The following is a 15690-nucleotide window of genomic DNA, read 5'->3' as shown; positions in this document are numbered from 1 at the left end:
GGTTTGCTACGATGGTACTGAATTTCGTGCTGAAAAACCGCTTCTATGACTCGGTGCTCCTCATGCAGATTGCCTCGCAGGCAAAAGAGCAGAGCGGCGTGGAAAAGGTCTCGGTCCTCATGGGAACTGCGAGCAATAAAGCCCTCATGAAGGAGACCTCGATTCTTGCAGAGGGAGGTGAGCAGGCCGGCCCCAATGACCTTGTCATTGCCGTCGTGGCCGATCAGGAGGAGGCCTGTTCCGGCGCCTTCGAGAAAGTACTGGAGCTCCTTGAGAAAAGAGAGGTAAAGAAGTCCGATACGAGCTATGCCCCCCGGACCATTGCAAGGGCGCTTGATGAGATTGGAGGAGCCAATATCGCGCTCATATCGCTGCCGGGCCCCTTCGTGCGCCATGAGGCACAGAAGGCTCTTCAGGCTGGCCTTAACCTGATGATCTTCAGTGACAACGTGCCCCTTGCCGACGAGATAGCCCTGAAACAGATGGCCCATGACCGCGGTCTTCTCGTGATGGGGCCCGATTGCGGCACCGCCATCATCAAGGGGAAGGCCCTGGGATTCGCCAATGTCGTAAGGCCCGGCCCCGTGGGGATCGTAGGAGCCTCAGGCACAGGCATCCAGGAGATTACCGTCCTTCTGGAGCAGCAGGGGATTGGCATTTCCCATGCGATAGGAACAGGGAGCAAGGATCTCTCCCAGGAGGTTGACGCCATCACCATGCTTGACGGCATGTCCGTTCTTCAGCATGACCGCGGGACCAGCGTGATCGTTCTCGTGTCAAAGCCTCCCGACAGGAAGGTGGCGGCGAAAGTGGTGAAGGCGGCGAAAAAGCTCGGGAAACCCGTCGTGATTTGCTTTATCCGCGGTGAAGGAGAGAAAGTGTCGGGCAACAGGATAGAGAGCGCTTCAACCCTGGAGGAGACCGTTGGCAAGACCGCAGCCATTGTGACAGGGAAGCCCTTGAACCAGTCACCCTTCCAGGAGGATTTTGAGAAGATTCAGAAGAAGAGCGAGGGCGCCGCGAAGGCGCTCCCCGAGGAGCGGGTCTTTATCCGCGGCCTTTACTCGGGGGGAACCCTCTGCGAGGAGGCCCTGGTGATACTCCATGAGCTCCTTGGAGAGGTCTATTCGAATACGAACGTCTATCCGCCTCAGAAGCTTGAGGATGCGAGGAAGAGCCAGGCCCACACCCTGGTGGATCTTGGCGACGATGAGTTTACGAGGGGCACTCCCCATCCCATGATAGATTATACCCTCAGGAAAGAGCGCCTTATGGAAGAGGCAGCCCGTGAGGACGTGGCAGTCATTCTCATGGACGTGGTGCTGGGATACGGCTCCCATGCCGATCCCGCAGGGGAGCTGCTCCCGCTCATTCTCAAGGTGAAAGAGAGAGAGGGAGCGCCTGTCTTTGTGATCTCCCTCTGCGGCACGGAAGGCGACCCCCAGAACCTCAGGAGGCAGAAGAGCATATTCGAGGAGGCAGGCGTCTTCGTGCTCCCCAGCAATGCCCAGGCCGCCCGGTTTGCGGCACTTGTGGCATCAAGGGGAAGGGCTTCCGAGAAGCTTCTTCAGGCGACGTAGCGCGGTAAACTATAATCGAAAGGGTGAGCTTATGGAGAATGAAGAACGGTTTCATCAGATGTTTGCAGATGGTCCTGCCGTTGTCACGCTGGGACTCCCGCTCTTTCACGAGTCCCTCGTGTCCCAGGAGGTGAAGGCCGTCCAGGTGGACTGGAAGCCTCCATGCGGGGGCGACGAGAAGCTTACTTCCCTCCTTGGCAGGCTGCAGTGCGAAAAAGTGGAGAAGGCCAACGAGGAAGCGGCGAAGAGACTTATTGACTCCCATCCCGTCCTTGTCGATATCTGCCAGGCGAAAGAGGTGATTCCCGGCCTCACCAAGGAGAAGATTCTCCATGCGGGCCCCCCCATCACCTGGGACAGGATGTGCGGCCCCATGCAGGGCGCCGTCACAGGAGCCCTCATATACGAGGGACTGGCGGAGAACAAGGAGGCAGCAAAAAGGCTGGCCCGCTCGGGGAGCATCAGTTTTGACCCCTGCCATCATCATCATGCCGTCGGCCCTATGGCGGGCATCCTCTCTGCCTCCATGTATGTCTTTGTCGTGGAGAACAGGACTTTCGGGAACAGGGCTTACTGCTCCCTCAACGAAGGTCTTGGAAAGGTGCTGCGTTTCGGCGCCTACGACTGGGACGTGATTGACAGGCTCCGCTGGATGGAGAAAGTGCTGGCCCCCTCGCTCAAGAAGGCTGTGGCCCTCTCGGGAGGCATCGACGTGAAAAACCTCACCTCCCAGGCCCTTATGATGGGTGACGAGTGCCACAACAGGAATGTGGGGGGAACCCTGCAGTTTCTCAAGCATATTACCCCCTTTCTTCTCAAGAGTGAGGTGGAGTGCAGGAAAATGCAGGAGATCTATGAGTTCATCGCAGGCAATGTGCATTTCTTCCTGAACCTCTCCATGGCTGCCTGTAAAGCGACGGCTGACACGATCCTGGGCTTGAACAACAGCACCATCCTCTCGTGCATGGCACGCAACGGTGTGGAAATAGGCATCAGGGTGGCAGGACTCGGCGAACAGTGGTTCACCGCTCCGGCAGGCATGCCGAAAGGCCTCTATTTTTCAGGTTTTTCCGAGGAAGACGCAAACAATGACCTTGGAGACAGCACCATATCAGAGGTGGCAGGAATTGGTGCAGTTGCGATGGCGGCTGCTCCTGCAATCGTGAAGTTCGTAGGGGGGTCGGCAGGCGACGCGTTGAAAGCGACACAGAAAATGTACGAGATTACCCAGGCAATGCACAGGGATTATACCATCCCGTCACTTGATTTTAGCGGGACCCCCGTGGGCATTGATGTGAGGAAAGTGGTGGAGACCGGGATTACTCCCATCATCAACACGGGAATTGCCCATAAAAAAGCGGGCGTGGGGCAGATAGGCGCAGGGATACTCGACGCCCCGATGGAATGTTTTGTAAGGGCTCTCGAGGCAATGGAAAAAGTGATTTGAAAGGAGTGCGTGCATGAAGAAAGGAAAGGAATACCATATCGCGCTGGGCAAGGGTGACGTGGGAAAGTATGTGATACTCCCCGGCGACCCCGGAAGGGTACCCCTCATCGCGGGCTATCTTGAGAACAGCAAGAAGGTGGCCGAGAACAGGGAATATACCACCTACACGGGGACCCTTGACGGCATCAAGGTCGCCGTCACCTCGACGGGAATCGGCTGCCCCAGCGCCGCCATCTGCCTCGAGGAGCTGATAAAGATAGGAGCGGACACTTTCATCCGCGTGGGCACCGCCGGCGCGCTGCAGCCCTCGGTGGGCCTGGGGGACCTGGTGATAGCCACGGGCGCCATCCGTGAGGAGGGCACCACGAGGCAGTATATCCCGCTCAGCTACCCTGCCGTGGCCGATTTCGACGTGACGCTTGCGCTGAGGGAAGCTGCAAAGAAGCTGGGCTACAAGCACCATATGGGCGTGTGTCACTGCAAGGATGCCTTCTATATAGAAGGCGAAATGGAGATCCCTCACAAGGAGCACAATCAGGCTCTCTGGAAGGCATGGGAGAGGGCCAATGTCCTCGCCACCTCAATGGAGGATGCCGCCCTCTTCGTCGTTTCACAGATAAGAAGGGTGAGAGCCGGGGAAGTGCTCGCCATCATCGGCCTCACTTATAAGGATGCCCCGATTATGAAGAAAGTCGGGATAGACGAGGCGATCAAGACCGCCATGGAGGCGATCAGAATCCTTCACGGGCAGGAAAAAAAGAAAAAATAGCTGCGGGATGCGCACTATTCCGTTGACGGGAAGCAAAGGATGTGAAGCATGAAAGAGTTCGTCGCCGCAGGAATACAGATGGCCGTGAACCTGGAAAATGTTGAGGCCACCATTGACAGGGCCGTTGTGCTTCTGAAGGAGGCCCGGGAGACCTGCGGCGCAAGCCTCGCGGTGTACCCCGAGTCAATCACCACAGGCTTCAATCCCGGCGAGAGCGCCCGCGAATTTTACGGGCGGCTTGACGGCATTCCCGGGAAAATGACCTGGCGGATCCAGGAGGCGGCGAAGGATATCGGCATCTCGGTGGTCTGGCCTCTTTATGAAAAAGGTGAGAAAGAAGGGGTAATCTATAATTCCGCAGCCCTCTTTGACCATCGAGGGGAGCTTGCAGGGGTTTACCGCAAGACCCATCCTTTCCCCACGGAGAGGCTGGAAGCGGGAGGGTGGACCACTCCCGGCCATGAAACGGTGATCTGCGAGCTTCCCTTCGCGAAGGTGGGGCTTATCATCTGCTATGACGGGGATTTCCCCGAGCTCTCAAGAGTTCTCGCCCTGAAAGGCGCCGAGGTGATTGTGCGCCCTTCGGCGCTGCTCCGGAGCTACGAGATCTGGGAGCTCACCAACTGCGCGAGGGCCTATGACAACCATGTTTATTTTGTAGCCGTGAACGCTATCGGGCAGGACAGAGGGGGCGCCTATTACTTCGGCCACAGCATGATCGTGAGCCCCATCGGCCAGAAGCTGGCACTTGCCCGGGCCGGCGAAGAAATTGTCTATGCCCGGCTCAGTGCCGATCCCCTTAAATATGTCACCTACGGGACCAAATCGCCGATGCTTTTTGATCACCTCGAGGACAGGAATCTGAAAGCCTATGAGGGGATTATGAGCAAAGGGCGCAGCTCTTTTGAGCCTTCCCGGAGAATCCCCTACCAGAACGGCTAGGCTCTTCTCTTCTCAGGATTTTCTGCTGCCATGGGCCGGGGAGCCTCTTTCGAGATCTCTCTCAGAGGGGCTCCCGGAGGCTGAAGGTATTTTTCATAGGCAAGCACTGCCACTCTCTGGATATCTTCCAAAAGAAGCGTCGATGCCACGAAGCAGCAGTTTTTTATTCCCGGTGCGTAAAGGGCGCACTCGGCAAAACACTCTTTGTTGAGGAAAGGGCAAATAGCCATCGCAACCTCCTTGTAGTTTGAGGATCAGTCAACAGGCGGCGAACAGCCGGCGCTTATGGCCAGCAGTATGAGGCCGTAAAAAAGCCACATCAGGAATTTCATAAATCCCCCCAATATGCCGGAATTTTGATAGTATTTATTATAGCACAGGAAGAGAGGGCGCACAAGATTGAGAGGAAAAATCGGGCACCATGGCCTTGAGAGGTAAAAAGTTAACAAATTGTTAAAAGGTGAAAGACTGCCTTCTGTGTTATAATAGGCATGAATCAGGAAAAGGAGGAATTGCTGTGGACAGCTCATTCAACCTCAACGCACCAGGCTCCGGACCACACATCGAATCACTCAAGAACGCAGCCATCTCCCAGGGAAAAGCTACGGCAGGAAAGCAGGACGCGCAGGAGGATCTTTCGGCGGCGCCCTCTGATGTAGTGGACCTCAATGGCACAGCCGATAAGAAAAAGAAGACCCTCCCGCCGCCCCCCTCCCCGGTCGGCGAGCCTGAGGACACCAGGGCAGAGCAACCTGAAAAGGAAGTCACGTTCCTCCTCTACATGGACGGCCAGTATCCCGACCTTGAATCCACCGTGGCGTCAATACCTCTGGGCCTTGAGAAAGTAGGCTCAAACAAAGATATGAACGTGGTCGTTGAGCTGGGCAGAGCGCCCCAGTCGGTCGTATATTCCGACGGCGGCTATGACAGGATAGACAGCGACTGGGAAGGGGTAAGACGGTACCATATCACCTCGAGCACCACGCCCCGGGCAGAGACGGTAACGCTTGGCGACTGGAAGGATGTGGCGGCTGCCAATCCGGGAAACCCCCTCATCCATTATGTGATGGGCGAGGTCTATGAAGGCCAGGGGTTAAAGGAGGAAGCTGAAAAGGAATTCAAGAAGGCCGAGGAGCTCGGTTATATGAAATTCTTCACCGAGCCCGCGAATCCGCAGATAAAAGAGTGGAGCACGGAGTTTCAGCAGGCCCTTCAGCCCCTGAGAGACAAGGACATGGAGTCAAACGTCTATGCCTCCCCTGTTGCGGAAGACCTGGGGACAGGCGTGGACATGAAGCTCCCACATAACCTGAGAGACTTTGTCGCCTGGGGCATAAAGAACTACCCGGCAAAGCACTACGTAGTAATACTGGGAGGCCACGGCGGGGCATGGACGGGAGCCCTCCAGATGAGCCCCTCTGACATGGGAATGGCAATACAGGCGGGCATCAACCAGGCCAACAGGTCAACGGGGAGAAATGACCGCGTTGATGCCACTGTCTTCAATTCATGCTATATGGGGAACCTTGAGTCCATCAATGAGATGAAGGACTCATCGGATATCATCATTGCCTCGGAGATGTCAGCCAAGTCGAGCGTCCTCTCAGACTGGCCGGAGATACTTGGCGGCGTGCAGAAAGATCTCTCAGAGGGCAAGGATTTCGACGCGAGGGAGTTTGCCGAGGGCTTCGTGGAGCTTTACCGTGAGAAAGGGGAAGCGACCAGGGAGCTTCCCCTTATCAGGAAGTTCTCAAAGGAGCATTATCTTACCCTTGCCGCCGTTGACACTGACAAGATAGATGAGGTGACCTCATCGTGGAGGAAGCTCGTGGCAGACTGGAAGAAGTCGGGCACGAGCGATGAAGAGATTTTCAAGCTCCTTGACGGGAGCAAGAATTACCCCTCCTTTGCTTACAGCCCCGAGATGCTTTTTGATTACGGCACCCTGAGGGATCTTGGTGATATAGCCGACAAGCTCTCGAGTGCTGAAAACCTGCCCCAGGTGGTCAAGGATGATGCAATCAAGATAAAAAAGGCCCTCGCAGAGGCAGTGATTGCCGAGCAGCATACGGGTCATGACATGGAAGGCTCTTCAGGCCTCTCCATATGGGCACCTACCAATGTCTCTGATATCGCCCTGATGGCGGCGCCTTACGGAAAGCGCGTGCCCGATTTTGTCCAGGGAACCAACTGGGACAAGAAGCTCATCGAATCGGTGACCAGCGCCGATCAGCAGAAGCTTGCGAAGTTCATGGCCTGCATCAAGCTCCTCGCACAGTCACAGCAGATGCTGAGAAATCCCCACATATCAGACACAGAAAAGAGCCAGGTTGAGGAGAAGCTTAAAAAGCTCCAGCAGGAGGCTGTCAAGCTCAGGGGTGAGCTGAGCATCGTGAAAGATGATGTGGAAATCGCTCCCGAGACCCCTGAAGAGAAAGCAATGCTTGAAGCCGGGGAAAAGGAGATTGCAAAGCAGGAGGCACGAGGGAAGGATGAAGAATATATAGAAGGGCATATCATGCGTTCCCAGACCCGTGACGGTATGTCCCACGGGAAAGGCGTCCTGTATGACGAACTGGCGGGTAAGGAAGAGGATCCGATCTCGCTTTTTGCCGATAATCTCATCGCTGACAGCCAAATCAAGGATGGGATGGGTCACAATCCCAGGTTTATCAAATAGCACATCATTTCAGCAGTGGGGCAGCACATACCGGACTTTTCCTGGAGGGCTTGGGGTTTTGTGGCTGTTTGTTTTTTTCACAAAGAGAAAGAGAACATGACTGTGTGGCCGGGATAGGGGGGAGTTTATGAGTGAGCCGATCAAAGTCTTTGTCGCTGACGATCAGAATCTTTTCAGGGAGATGCTTGTGGGGATCCTCCAGAGGGAGGATGATATAGTAGTAGTGGGGGAAGCCTCAGACGGCAGGGAGGCTGTCACGAAGATAAAGGCACTGCAGCCGGATGTAGTGCTGGTCGATATCAACATGCCTGAATTGAACGGGATCCACGTCACCGAAATCGTGAAAAAGGAATATGAAAAGATCAAGGTCGTGGTCCTCACAGGGTATTCCCAGGAAGACTATATTTTTGAGGCGCTCCAGCGCGGGGCGAGTGGCTATCTCTCCAAGGATATCTCGGCAGACAAGGTGAAAGAGGCAATCAGGACTGTGTTCCAGGGAGAGTCCCTGCTGGAGGCGAAAATCACCACCAAGCTCATCAGGGAGTTTGTCAAGATCCATACAAACGGCAAGGAGCCGGTGGAAGGCCACGAGGGCTCTGCTGGCGGCCCCGAGCTGATGAGGGATACCCCTCTTACCAAGAGAGAGATAGAGATATTAAAACTTATCGCTAAAGGAATGAGCAACATCGAGATCGCGGAAAAGCTCTTTATCAGCGAGCACACGGTGAAGACCCATGTGGGGAATCTCCTCAGGAAGCTCGGCATCTCTGACCGGGTTCAGGCAGTGCTCTACGCGGTGGAAAAAGGAATCAGGTAACCCTTGCCCGTCAGTCGGCCCGCCGATCCTTCACATAATTGCTTCCCGGCGTTTTCTTGGCAAATGATTTCAGTTCCGCCAGGATCTGGGCTACCTGGCCGGGATGCTCAAGGATCCTCAGTTCATTGGTCACGATGCCTATAGAGATGCTCACAAGGGGATAGCGCTGTACGTCACCCCTCCGCGAGATCGTCTCAATGAAGCCCCTCTCCCTGTCCTTGTCATCATAGAATTCAGGCGCCACGGCGTCAAACTGGGAGATTATCTTTTCGGAGAGCCCGGCGGCGTGCTCAGGAGCGCAGATAAAGATAAAATCATCGCCGCCGATGTGCCCGATAAACTTGTAAGGAATGCTCGTGTCCTTGCAGGCTTCCATGATGATGGTGGCCGTGTTCTTGATGACCTTGTCGCCTCTCTCGTAACCGTAAAGATCGTTGAAGGATTTGAAATTGTCGATGTCCAGAAGGCAGACGGCAAAGGTGATCTTCTCGCTGATAAGCCTTTTTATCTCTTTCTGGATGGAGGTGTTCCCCGGAAGGCCGGTGAGGGGGTTTGCGGCCATATGCTGCTTGGTGCGCCTGAGAATGGTGTGGATCCTGGTGACGAGTTCCCTGAAATCGAAAGGCTTGGAGATGTAATCATCGCCGCCCACGTTGAGGCCATGGACCGTGTCCTCGATTGAGACCTTGCAGGTGAGGAAAAGTATGGGAATATGGCTCACGGAGAAATCACCGCGGATTTTCTTGCATGCCTCAAATCCGTCTATTCCCGGCATCATGACATCGAGGATTATGAGGTCGGGGGTCTCGCTCTGGGCTTTCTCCACTGCCTCAATTCCATTGACGGCGGTGATGACCTCGAAGTCCATGGTTTCAAGGTAGCATTTCAGGAGATTGAGGTTGTCTTCCTCATCATCGGCGACAAGTATCCTGTAAACCTCTTCCACGAGGGAACCCCCGCTTCGGCTGTGATGTGCGTTACATCTTCTTCAGATAAAGATATTATCCTTCACCCGGCAAGGCGGCCTATTTCAGCTCAAAGAGCTTCTGGACCAGGAGCTGATACCCGAAGCGCATCACGATATTTTTTTCTCCTCCCTTGTTCTTGCGGACCGTGAGAGTAAGCTCCTTCGAGCCTGGTGAGGAGCTCTCAGCGGGGCCTGTGAGAGGTCCCTTTTCCTCCATCTGGAGGAACACGTCGCTGGCCTGCATGATGAGGGACTCAAGCATGAGGGCCCCTTCAATGGAAAGCTCCTTGTCTCTTGAGGAAAAAACAGCCAGAAGGGGTATTTTCTGATAACGGGCAAGGGTTTTGAGCTGAGACATGTTCTGCTCGATGCGCAGCGAGATGTCCGAGATGTTCTGTTTCGAAATAAAAGGCAGCTGGCCGATGGAGTCAATGACGATGAACTTTGGCGAGGCAAAGTCCATGAGGGTCTTGATCTTTTTTATGCCGAGAGAGTCGTTCCCCTCTATGATGAAAACATGTTTCCCGTAGCTCGCCTTTATCTTCTCCGCTGCCTGTTTCACCCTGATGAGCTCTTCATCATTGAGAAGAGCCCGCGAGATTTTCCTGTAATCCATTCCCGAGATGCGGGAGAGCATTTTCACCGTCATTGCCTGCTTGGTCTCGCTGTATGCGATGAAGGCGCAGGGCACGCCTTCGAGCTGGGCGACCTGCTCGGTGAGCTGCAGAGCAAAAGCCGTTTTCCCTGTTCCCTGGGGCCCCGCAAGGGTGATGAGCGTGTCGGCCTTGAGGCCGTCAAGCACCTGGTTGAGCGAGGGGAAGCCTGTATCATACCCTGAGAAGTTCCTCTTGCTCTTGATGACCCTCCCGCGCAGTTCCACTATCTCCTTGTCAAAGTCCACCAGAAACTCTTCCTGGCTCTTTACATCGATGTCAATGACCGCAGTCTCGGCTTCGCCCTCCTCTCCCATTCTCTCCTTGATTCCCTGGAATATCCACTGCACGGGCGACGGCTCTCTCCAGAGCTCGGGTGGCTTGTTCTTGTCCTCATCGAATTTCCCGAAACGCTCAGAGAGGGGCGGCCTCCTGTCAAAGCAGACCTTCTCCTTGGGGCAGTACCCCGTCGCCTTGAACTCGGCGCAGGTGCGGAATGCCCTTCCCGTGAGGGCCTGGATCTTCTTGTCGTAATAGTCCTTGTCGTAATCGGCGGTTTTTGCGAGGAGCTTGTGAAGGTAGTCAGGCCTGTTGAGGGTCCCGAGCATGAGGCCCAGCAGGGTGAGGCCTTCTTCACGGAGGATTCTCTTGTCGCGGACCTCAAGGGTCATGGCTTTGAAGCCGTCACATTTTTCCGACAGCTTTCTGAGGTGTGAGTCCAGGATCCTTATCCCCTCTTCAGGCGAGGGCTCCGGGGGAATGTATTCGGAGAGGTAGAGGATGGCGTTGTCCACCTCCTCTTCCGTGTAGCGGTGGATGGTGGCGAAGGGATCCTTGAGAGGCTTTCCCTCTTCGTCGATGAAGATGGTGAATCCCATCTTCATGCCGTAGTCAACGCGGCTCTCACCGGATTCGGTCATCCACTTGTCGGTGCCCCCGAAATAGGGAAGCCATGCATAGTTCCCGAAGCTGCCCGTGGTGAGATCGTCTTCGTTGGGGAGCACCTCCACCTTGGAGATCCCGAATTTCTTGAGCATGAGCGTGAGGAGGTGCCTCACCTTTCTCACGGGGAGAGGCTTCTCGAAAAAGAGCCAGCACTCGTAGTTCTCACCCTTCACCTTGGTCCGCTCCCTCTTGATGTCGCGGAGACCCAGCTTGGCTCCCTCGCTTGCAAAAAAAAGCGAGTCCCTCCCTGTAGGGTTCCCGCTTGCCTCATCAAAGATTACCAGCGCCCAGGGGCAGGTGTTGTCCTGGAGATGGTTGTGGATGCCCAGCCGTGCCTGGCCGCCCAGATGGGCCTCTATCCTCTGGGCTATCTCCCAGTCGCCTTTCTTTACTTCCATCGATACTATCTTGCATGTGGCAGCATTATAGATGCCCACCCTGTCAGTCCTGCCTTTGAAGGCCATGTAGAATCGTCTTTTATCAATTATAAAAGGAAGGCTTTCCATGATAACTCCTCCTGGGGCGGCATTTTATTTCGGTGGCCATGTAAAACGTTCTTGAAAAGCAGAGAGATCCCTCCAGTGGAACCATTATTTTTATACCTCGTAAAGGTCTTGACAAAATAAATTTCATCGGCTATTATAGTAGCGCATCTCTACCTTATATTTTGTATTGTACAGATGCACAAAGTGTACAGCATATGCGGGGGTAGCTCAATTGGTAGAGCGCTAGCCTTCCAAGCTGGATGTCGCGGGTTCGAATCCCGTCTCCCGCTTTCTACACTTAAAGATTCCAAGCAAATTGGAATGTTCTTTTGCGAGGAATCTTTTCTAGTATCACGCGCTGGGGTAGCTCAGTCGGTAGAGCACATCCTTGGTAAGGATGAGGTCGACGGTTCAATCCCGTTCCCCAGCTTTTTCAGATCAAAGTGCAGTTGCCTATAGAACCCGGGAATGCGCCGGTGCCTCGAGGAGCGGCAGGCTCTCAGTGGTCTTAAGCCTTGGCGCAGAGAGGGGATCGAAAAAAAGTCCCCTGTGAGAAAGGATTTAGAGGGAAAAACGGGGAATTTTCCTAACTTAATCATCTATTACAAGAACGTGGTAAGAGGAGGAATGAAATGGCCAAGCAAAAATTCGACAGAACAAAACCTCATGTGAATATTGGAACCATCGGGCATGTCGATCATGGGAAAACGACCCTTACTGCCGCAATAACGAAGGTTCTCGCGGCGAAAGGGACCACGAAGGCCCTCAATGTTGATCAGATTGACAATGCTCCCGAGGAAAAGGAGCGCGGCATCACCATCGCCATCTATCATGCAGAGTATGAGACTGCAAAAAGGCACTATGCCCACGTGGACTGCCCTGGCCATGCCGACTACATCAAGAACATGATCACCGGTGCCGCACAGATGGACGGTGCAGTTCTGGTGGTGTCAGCGGCCGACGGCCCCATGCCGCAGACGCGCGAGCATATCCTCCTTGCGCGCCAGGTGAATGTGCCCTACATCGTGGTGTACCTCAATAAGATTGACATGGTGGACGATCCCGAGCTTATTGACCTCGTGGAGCTTGAGGTGAGAGAACTTCTCAGCACTTACGAGTTCCCCGGCGAGAACATCCCCGTGATAAGGGGCTCGGCCCTGAAAGTCATCGAAAACGATCCCGATCCGAAATGGACCAAATCAATCGAGGATCTCTGCAATTCCATTGACGAGTATATCCCCATGCCCGAGCGCCCCATTGACAAGCCCTTCCTGATGCCTGTCGAGGATGTGTTCACCATCACCGGGAGAGGCACCGTGGCAACGGGAAGAGCGGAGCGCGGCATAGTCAAGGTGGGCGACGAGATTGAGATCGTGGGCTTCTCCACGGAAGTCAAGAAAACGGTCTGCACCGGCGTCGAGATGTTCCGCAAGATTCTGGACGAGGGCCGCGCCGGCGACAATATCGGCGTGCTGCTCCGCGGAGTAGACAGGAAAGAGATAGAGAGAGGCCAGGTGCTTGCGAAGCCAGGATCGATAAAGCCTCATACCAAGTTCAAGGCAGAGGTTTATGTGCTGTCAAAGGAAGAGGGCGGCCGCCATACACCATTCTTCAACGGTTACCGTCCGCAGTTCTATTTCAGGACTACCGATGTGACCGGCGCTATCAAGCTGCCTGAGGGCATGGAGATGATCATGCCCGGTGACAACGTGACGATAGAAGTAAACCTCATCACCCCCATCGCCATGGACGAAGGCCTCCGCTTCGCCATCCGTGAAGGCGGAAGAACGGTGGGTGCCGGAGTGGTGGTCGGCATTATCGAGTAAGAACAAGAATCAGAAGGGTGAAGGTGTTGTACCATGGCCAAGAAGGAAACCCGTATAATCATTACGATGGCCTGCGGGGAGTGCAAGCGCAGAAATTACGCGACAAAGAAGAACAAGCAGCATACCACAGAGCGTCTGGCGCTTAAAAAATACTGCTCGTTCTGCCGGAAGCACACTCCGCACAAGGAAACGAAGTAACTGTTATGTGCCTTGTATGATGAGGGTTTTCATATAAGGCACATATTTTTCAGAAAGGCTCGACCATGAAAAAGCATATTGATGACCTTGTGAAGTACTTAAAGGCCGTCAGGTCCGAAGTGAAAAGGATTTCCTGGCCGTCGCCGCAGGAACTCAAGGCATCCACCATAGTGGTGCTTGTCACCCTGGCGGTGGTCACTGCCTATCTCTCTCTTGTTGACAATCTCCTTGCGGCGTTTTTCAAGAGATTTATCCAATAGGAAACCTTAATCGTCAAAAACACCGTCCGTTTCTGACATATGGTGGAGGAACTTCAAAAAGATGGCACTTAAGAGCGAAGAGGGAAAAACCAAGAAGGGAAGAAAACCCAAGGCCGAAGAGACCGCCCCGGAGCCTGCCGTAGAGAGTGAAGAGGTCAAGGAGTCTCCCGAGGAGGAGAGTGCCGAGCAGGGAGAAGAGGTTCCCGAGGGAGAGGAAGCAGAGCAGGAAAAGGATCCCGACCGGAAGTGGTATGTGATCCACACCTATTCAGGCTATGAAAACAAGGTGCGGGCCAATCTTCTTCGCAGGATCGAGTCCATGGGCATGAAGGACAAGATATTCCAGATCCTCGTTCCTACGGAAGAGGAGATAGAGTTTAAGGACGGCAAGAGGAAAACAGTCCAGAAGAAGATCTACCCGGGGTACGTGCTGGTTGAGATGATCATGCGCGACGACTCCTGGTACGTGGTGAGAAACACCTCGGGAGTTACGGGCTTTGTCGGGCCGGGGGTCAAGCCCATACCGCTGCCCGAGGAAGAGGTAAAGATCATCAAGCGCCACATGGGACTTGAGGCGCCGATACGCATCAAGCTTGATCTTGATGTGGGACAGGGAGTGAGGGTCACCCATGGTCCGTTCCAGGACTTCCACGGCATTGTGGAAGAGGTGAACCCTGAGCGAGAGAAGGTCAAGGTGCTCATTACCATCTTTGGGAGAGAGACACCGGTAGAGCTGGAATTCAGCCAGGTTGAGAAGTTGTAAGAGGTGAGCTTGAGATGGCAAAAAAAGTAAAAGCTATAGTGAAGTTGCAGGTTCCTGCAGGAAAGGCAAACCCGGCTCCGCCCGTCGGGCCCGCCCTTGGCCAGTACGGCGTGAATATCATGGAGTTCTGCAAGCAGTATAATGCCCGCACCGCTGATCAGGTGGGCATGATTATCCCCGCTGAGATCACCGTGTTTGAAGACAGGAGTTTTACCTTTATCACCAAGACTCCCCCGGCTTCGACGCTGCTGCTCAAGGCGGCAGGCGTGGAAAAGGGCTCTGGCGAGCCCCACGTGACGAAAGTGGCCAAGATAACGAGAAAACAGGTGGAAGACATTGCCAAGCTCAAGATGCCCGATCTCAATGCCACTGATCTTGACGGCGCAGTGAAGATCATCGAGGGAACGGCCCGGAGCATGGGCATTGTTGTTGAGGCATGATCAATGCCTCTCATTATGTGGGAGGGGATCCGTCAAACCCCCCGGTAACACCACGAGGAGGAAAGAATGGCAACTAAAGGAAAGCGCTACAAGGCAATCGTGCAGAGCTATGACAAGGCAAAGCTCCTCACCATCGAGGAAGCGATAGACCTCGTCATCACCAACGCGAAGGCAAAATTCAACGAGACTGTCGAGATGCACATCAAGCTCGGCGTAGACCCGCGCAAGAGCGATCAGAACGTGCGCGGCACCGTGGTCCTTCCCCATGGCACCGGCAAGACGCCGAGAGTCATCGTCTTCACCAAGGGGGACAAGGCAAAGGAGGCCGAGGAAGCCAAGGCCGACAAGGTGGGCGCCGAGGAGCTTATCGATATGGTCAAGGGAGGCTGGTCAGATTTTGATGTGTGCGTGGCCACCCCCGACATGATGGGGCAGCTCGGCAAGGAGCTCGGTAAAGTACTTGGCCCGAGAATGCCCAATCCCAAGGCCGGCACCGTGACCAAGGACATAGGGAAGACCGTAAAGGAGCTCAAGAGCGGTAAGGTGCAGTACCGCACCGACAAGGAGGGAATAATCCACTCGTCGGTGGGAAAAAGAGATTTCGGCAAGGAAAAGCTGGGGCAGAACATTTCCACGCTGCTTGATGCCGTCATAAGGGCGAAGCCCGCCACGGCAAAGGGTTCCTATCTCAAGAGCATCGTCCTCACCTCCACCATGGGGGCGGGAGTGAAGGTCGATCCTCAGAAGGCGGCGCTCTTCGTCCATGGTAAATAGGGAACCCTATTGACGGGAAAAGGAAGATCGCCTATAATTGAAGATGTTTAAGGGGTTGTAGCTCAGCTGGGAGAGCGCCTGCTCGGCATGCAGGAGGTCCGGGGTTCGAATCCCCGCAGCTCCATTTTTGTTGTACCTCAATCG

The 15690-nt window shown here is 54.6% G+C and carries 15 protein-coding genes and 3 tRNA genes; 15 read left to right on the top strand and 3 right to left on the bottom strand.

Going from position 1 to position 15690, the window contains the following annotated elements:
* The first annotated feature begins 11 nt into the window (after positions 1-11).
* Genes fdrA through RDV48_04180 form a run of 4 tightly spaced genes read left to right on the top strand, consistent with a single transcriptional unit; the run spans position 12 to position 4738 of the window.
* Positions 12-1580 carry an acyl-CoA synthetase FdrA gene (fdrA, locus tag RDV48_04195; GenBank protein ID MDQ7821976.1) on the top strand — a complete coding sequence of 523 codons (1569 nt, stop codon included), beginning with the start codon at positions 12-14 and terminating at the stop codon, positions 1578-1580.
* 31 nt (positions 1581-1611) lie between these two features.
* Positions 1612-3027 (top strand): DUF1116 domain-containing protein, encoded by a 1416-nt coding sequence (locus RDV48_04190; GenBank protein ID MDQ7821975.1) that lies wholly within the window; start codon positions 1612-1614, stop codon positions 3025-3027.
* A 13-nt stretch (positions 3028-3040) separates the two neighbouring features.
* Positions 3041-3796 carry a uridine phosphorylase gene (gene udp, locus RDV48_04185; GenBank protein MDQ7821974.1) on the top strand — a complete coding sequence of 252 codons (756 nt, stop codon included), beginning with the start codon at positions 3041-3043 and terminating at the stop codon, positions 3794-3796.
* Positions 3797-3844: 48 nt separating this feature from the next.
* Positions 3845-4738: a carbon-nitrogen hydrolase family protein gene (locus RDV48_04180; GenBank protein MDQ7821973.1), complete on the top strand. Its 894-nt coding sequence runs from the start codon at positions 3845-3847 to the stop codon at positions 4736-4738.
* Here RDV48_04180 and RDV48_04175 read toward each other — a convergent pair.
* Entirely contained in the window at positions 4735-4968 is a 234-nt protein-coding gene (locus RDV48_04175) for a hypothetical protein (protein MDQ7821972.1), read from the bottom strand. The two genes, RDV48_04180 and RDV48_04175, sit on opposite strands and share 4 nt — an antisense overlap.
* A gap of 287 nt (positions 4969-5255) precedes the next feature.
* Here RDV48_04175 and RDV48_04170 point away from each other — a divergent pair, with 287 nt between their 5' ends.
* Both RDV48_04170 and RDV48_04165 read left to right on the top strand, forming a co-directional pair.
* Positions 5256-7418: a clostripain-related cysteine peptidase gene (locus tag RDV48_04170; protein MDQ7821971.1), complete on the top strand. Its 2163-nt coding sequence runs from the start codon at positions 5256-5258 to the stop codon at positions 7416-7418.
* Between the two features lie 127 nt (positions 7419-7545).
* Entirely contained in the window at positions 7546-8235 is a 690-nt protein-coding gene (locus tag RDV48_04165) for a response regulator transcription factor (GenBank protein ID MDQ7821970.1), read from the top strand.
* 10 nt (positions 8236-8245) lie between these two features.
* Here the strand turns inward: RDV48_04165 and RDV48_04160 are convergent, their stop codons facing one another.
* Together RDV48_04160 and RDV48_04155 are read right to left on the bottom strand one after the other, a co-directional pair.
* Entirely contained in the window at positions 8246-9181 is a 936-nt protein-coding gene (locus tag RDV48_04160) for a response regulator (protein ID MDQ7821969.1), read from the bottom strand.
* Between the two features lie 79 nt (positions 9182-9260).
* On the bottom strand, positions 9261-11306 hold the full coding sequence (locus RDV48_04155; GenBank protein ID MDQ7821968.1) for a DnaB-like helicase C-terminal domain-containing protein: 2046 nt from the start codon (positions 11304-11306) through the stop codon (positions 9261-9263).
* Between the two features lie 196 nt (positions 11307-11502).
* Here RDV48_04155 and RDV48_04150 point away from each other — a divergent pair.
* The 9 genes from RDV48_04150 to RDV48_04110 all read left to right on the top strand — a co-directional run bounded on the left by RDV48_04150 (position 11503) and on the right by RDV48_04110 (position 15670).
* A tRNA-Gly gene (locus RDV48_04150) sits at positions 11503-11575 on the top strand.
* A 67-nt stretch (positions 11576-11642) separates the two neighbouring features.
* Positions 11643-11715 (top strand) — tRNA-Thr (locus RDV48_04145).
* A 202-nt stretch (positions 11716-11917) separates the two neighbouring features.
* Positions 11918-13111, top strand: coding sequence for an elongation factor Tu (tuf, locus tag RDV48_04140; protein MDQ7821967.1), 1194 nt, complete (start codon positions 11918-11920; stop codon positions 13109-13111).
* A 33-nt stretch (positions 13112-13144) separates the two neighbouring features.
* Positions 13145-13309 carry a 50S ribosomal protein L33 gene (gene rpmG / locus RDV48_04135; GenBank protein MDQ7821966.1) on the top strand — a complete coding sequence of 55 codons (165 nt, stop codon included), beginning with the start codon at positions 13145-13147 and terminating at the stop codon, positions 13307-13309.
* A 65-nt stretch (positions 13310-13374) separates the two neighbouring features.
* A complete protein-coding gene (gene secE, locus RDV48_04130; protein ID MDQ7821965.1) occupies positions 13375-13569 on the top strand; it encodes a preprotein translocase subunit SecE in 195 nt (64 codons plus the stop codon).
* A 253-nt stretch (positions 13570-13822) separates the two neighbouring features.
* Positions 13823-14332, top strand: a complete 510-nt coding sequence (gene nusG / locus RDV48_04125; GenBank protein ID MDQ7821964.1) for a transcription termination/antitermination protein NusG — start codon at positions 13823-13825, stop codon at positions 14330-14332.
* Positions 14333-14346: 14 nt separating this feature from the next.
* On the top strand, positions 14347-14772 hold the full coding sequence (rplK, locus tag RDV48_04120; protein ID MDQ7821963.1) for a 50S ribosomal protein L11: 426 nt from the start codon (positions 14347-14349) through the stop codon (positions 14770-14772).
* 66 nt (positions 14773-14838) lie between these two features.
* Positions 14839-15546, top strand: a complete 708-nt coding sequence (rplA, locus tag RDV48_04115; GenBank protein MDQ7821962.1) for a 50S ribosomal protein L1 — start codon at positions 14839-14841, stop codon at positions 15544-15546.
* A gap of 51 nt (positions 15547-15597) precedes the next feature.
* Positions 15598-15670: transfer RNA gene (locus RDV48_04110), tRNA-Ala, on the top strand.
* The last annotated feature ends 20 nt before the right edge of the window (positions 15671-15690 follow it).

Source organism: Candidatus Eremiobacterota bacterium (genome assembly GCA_031082125.1).
GTDB lineage: Bacteria > Vulcanimicrobiota > CADAWZ01 > CADAWZ01 > Ess09-12 > Ess09-12.
Note: the sequence above shows the minus strand (reverse complement) of the source record. Positions and strands in the feature narration are given on the sequence as shown.

What these genes read in the sequence shown, in the direction of transcription:
- fdrA (MDQ7821976.1), top strand. Translation starts at nt 12, where the DNA reads ATGGTACTGAATTTCGTGCTGAAAAACCGCTTCTATGACTCGGTGCTC.
- RDV48_04190 (MDQ7821975.1), top strand. Translation starts at nt 1,612, where the DNA reads ATGGAGAATGAAGAACGGTTTCATCAGATGTTTGCAGATGGTCCTGCC.
- udp (MDQ7821974.1), top strand. Translation starts at nt 3,041, where the DNA reads ATGAAGAAAGGAAAGGAATACCATATCGCGCTGGGCAAGGGTGACGTG.
- RDV48_04180 (MDQ7821973.1), top strand. Translation starts at nt 3,845, where the DNA reads ATGAAAGAGTTCGTCGCCGCAGGAATACAGATGGCCGTGAACCTGGAA.
- RDV48_04175 (MDQ7821972.1), bottom strand. Translation starts at nt 4,968, where the DNA reads ATGGCTATTTGCCCTTTCCTCAACAAAGAGTGTTTTGCCGAGTGCGCC.
- RDV48_04165 (MDQ7821970.1), top strand. Translation starts at nt 7,546, where the DNA reads ATGAGTGAGCCGATCAAAGTCTTTGTCGCTGACGATCAGAATCTTTTC.
- RDV48_04155 (MDQ7821968.1), bottom strand. Translation starts at nt 11,306, where the DNA reads ATGGAAAGCCTTCCTTTTATAATTGATAAAAGACGATTCTACATGGCC.
- tuf (MDQ7821967.1), top strand. Translation starts at nt 11,918, where the DNA reads ATGGCCAAGCAAAAATTCGACAGAACAAAACCTCATGTGAATATTGGA.
- rpmG (MDQ7821966.1), top strand. Translation starts at nt 13,145, where the DNA reads ATGGCCAAGAAGGAAACCCGTATAATCATTACGATGGCCTGCGGGGAG.
- secE (MDQ7821965.1), top strand. Translation starts at nt 13,375, where the DNA reads ATGAAAAAGCATATTGATGACCTTGTGAAGTACTTAAAGGCCGTCAGG.
- rplK (MDQ7821963.1), top strand. Translation starts at nt 14,347, where the DNA reads ATGGCAAAAAAAGTAAAAGCTATAGTGAAGTTGCAGGTTCCTGCAGGA.
- rplA (MDQ7821962.1), top strand. Translation starts at nt 14,839, where the DNA reads ATGGCAACTAAAGGAAAGCGCTACAAGGCAATCGTGCAGAGCTATGAC.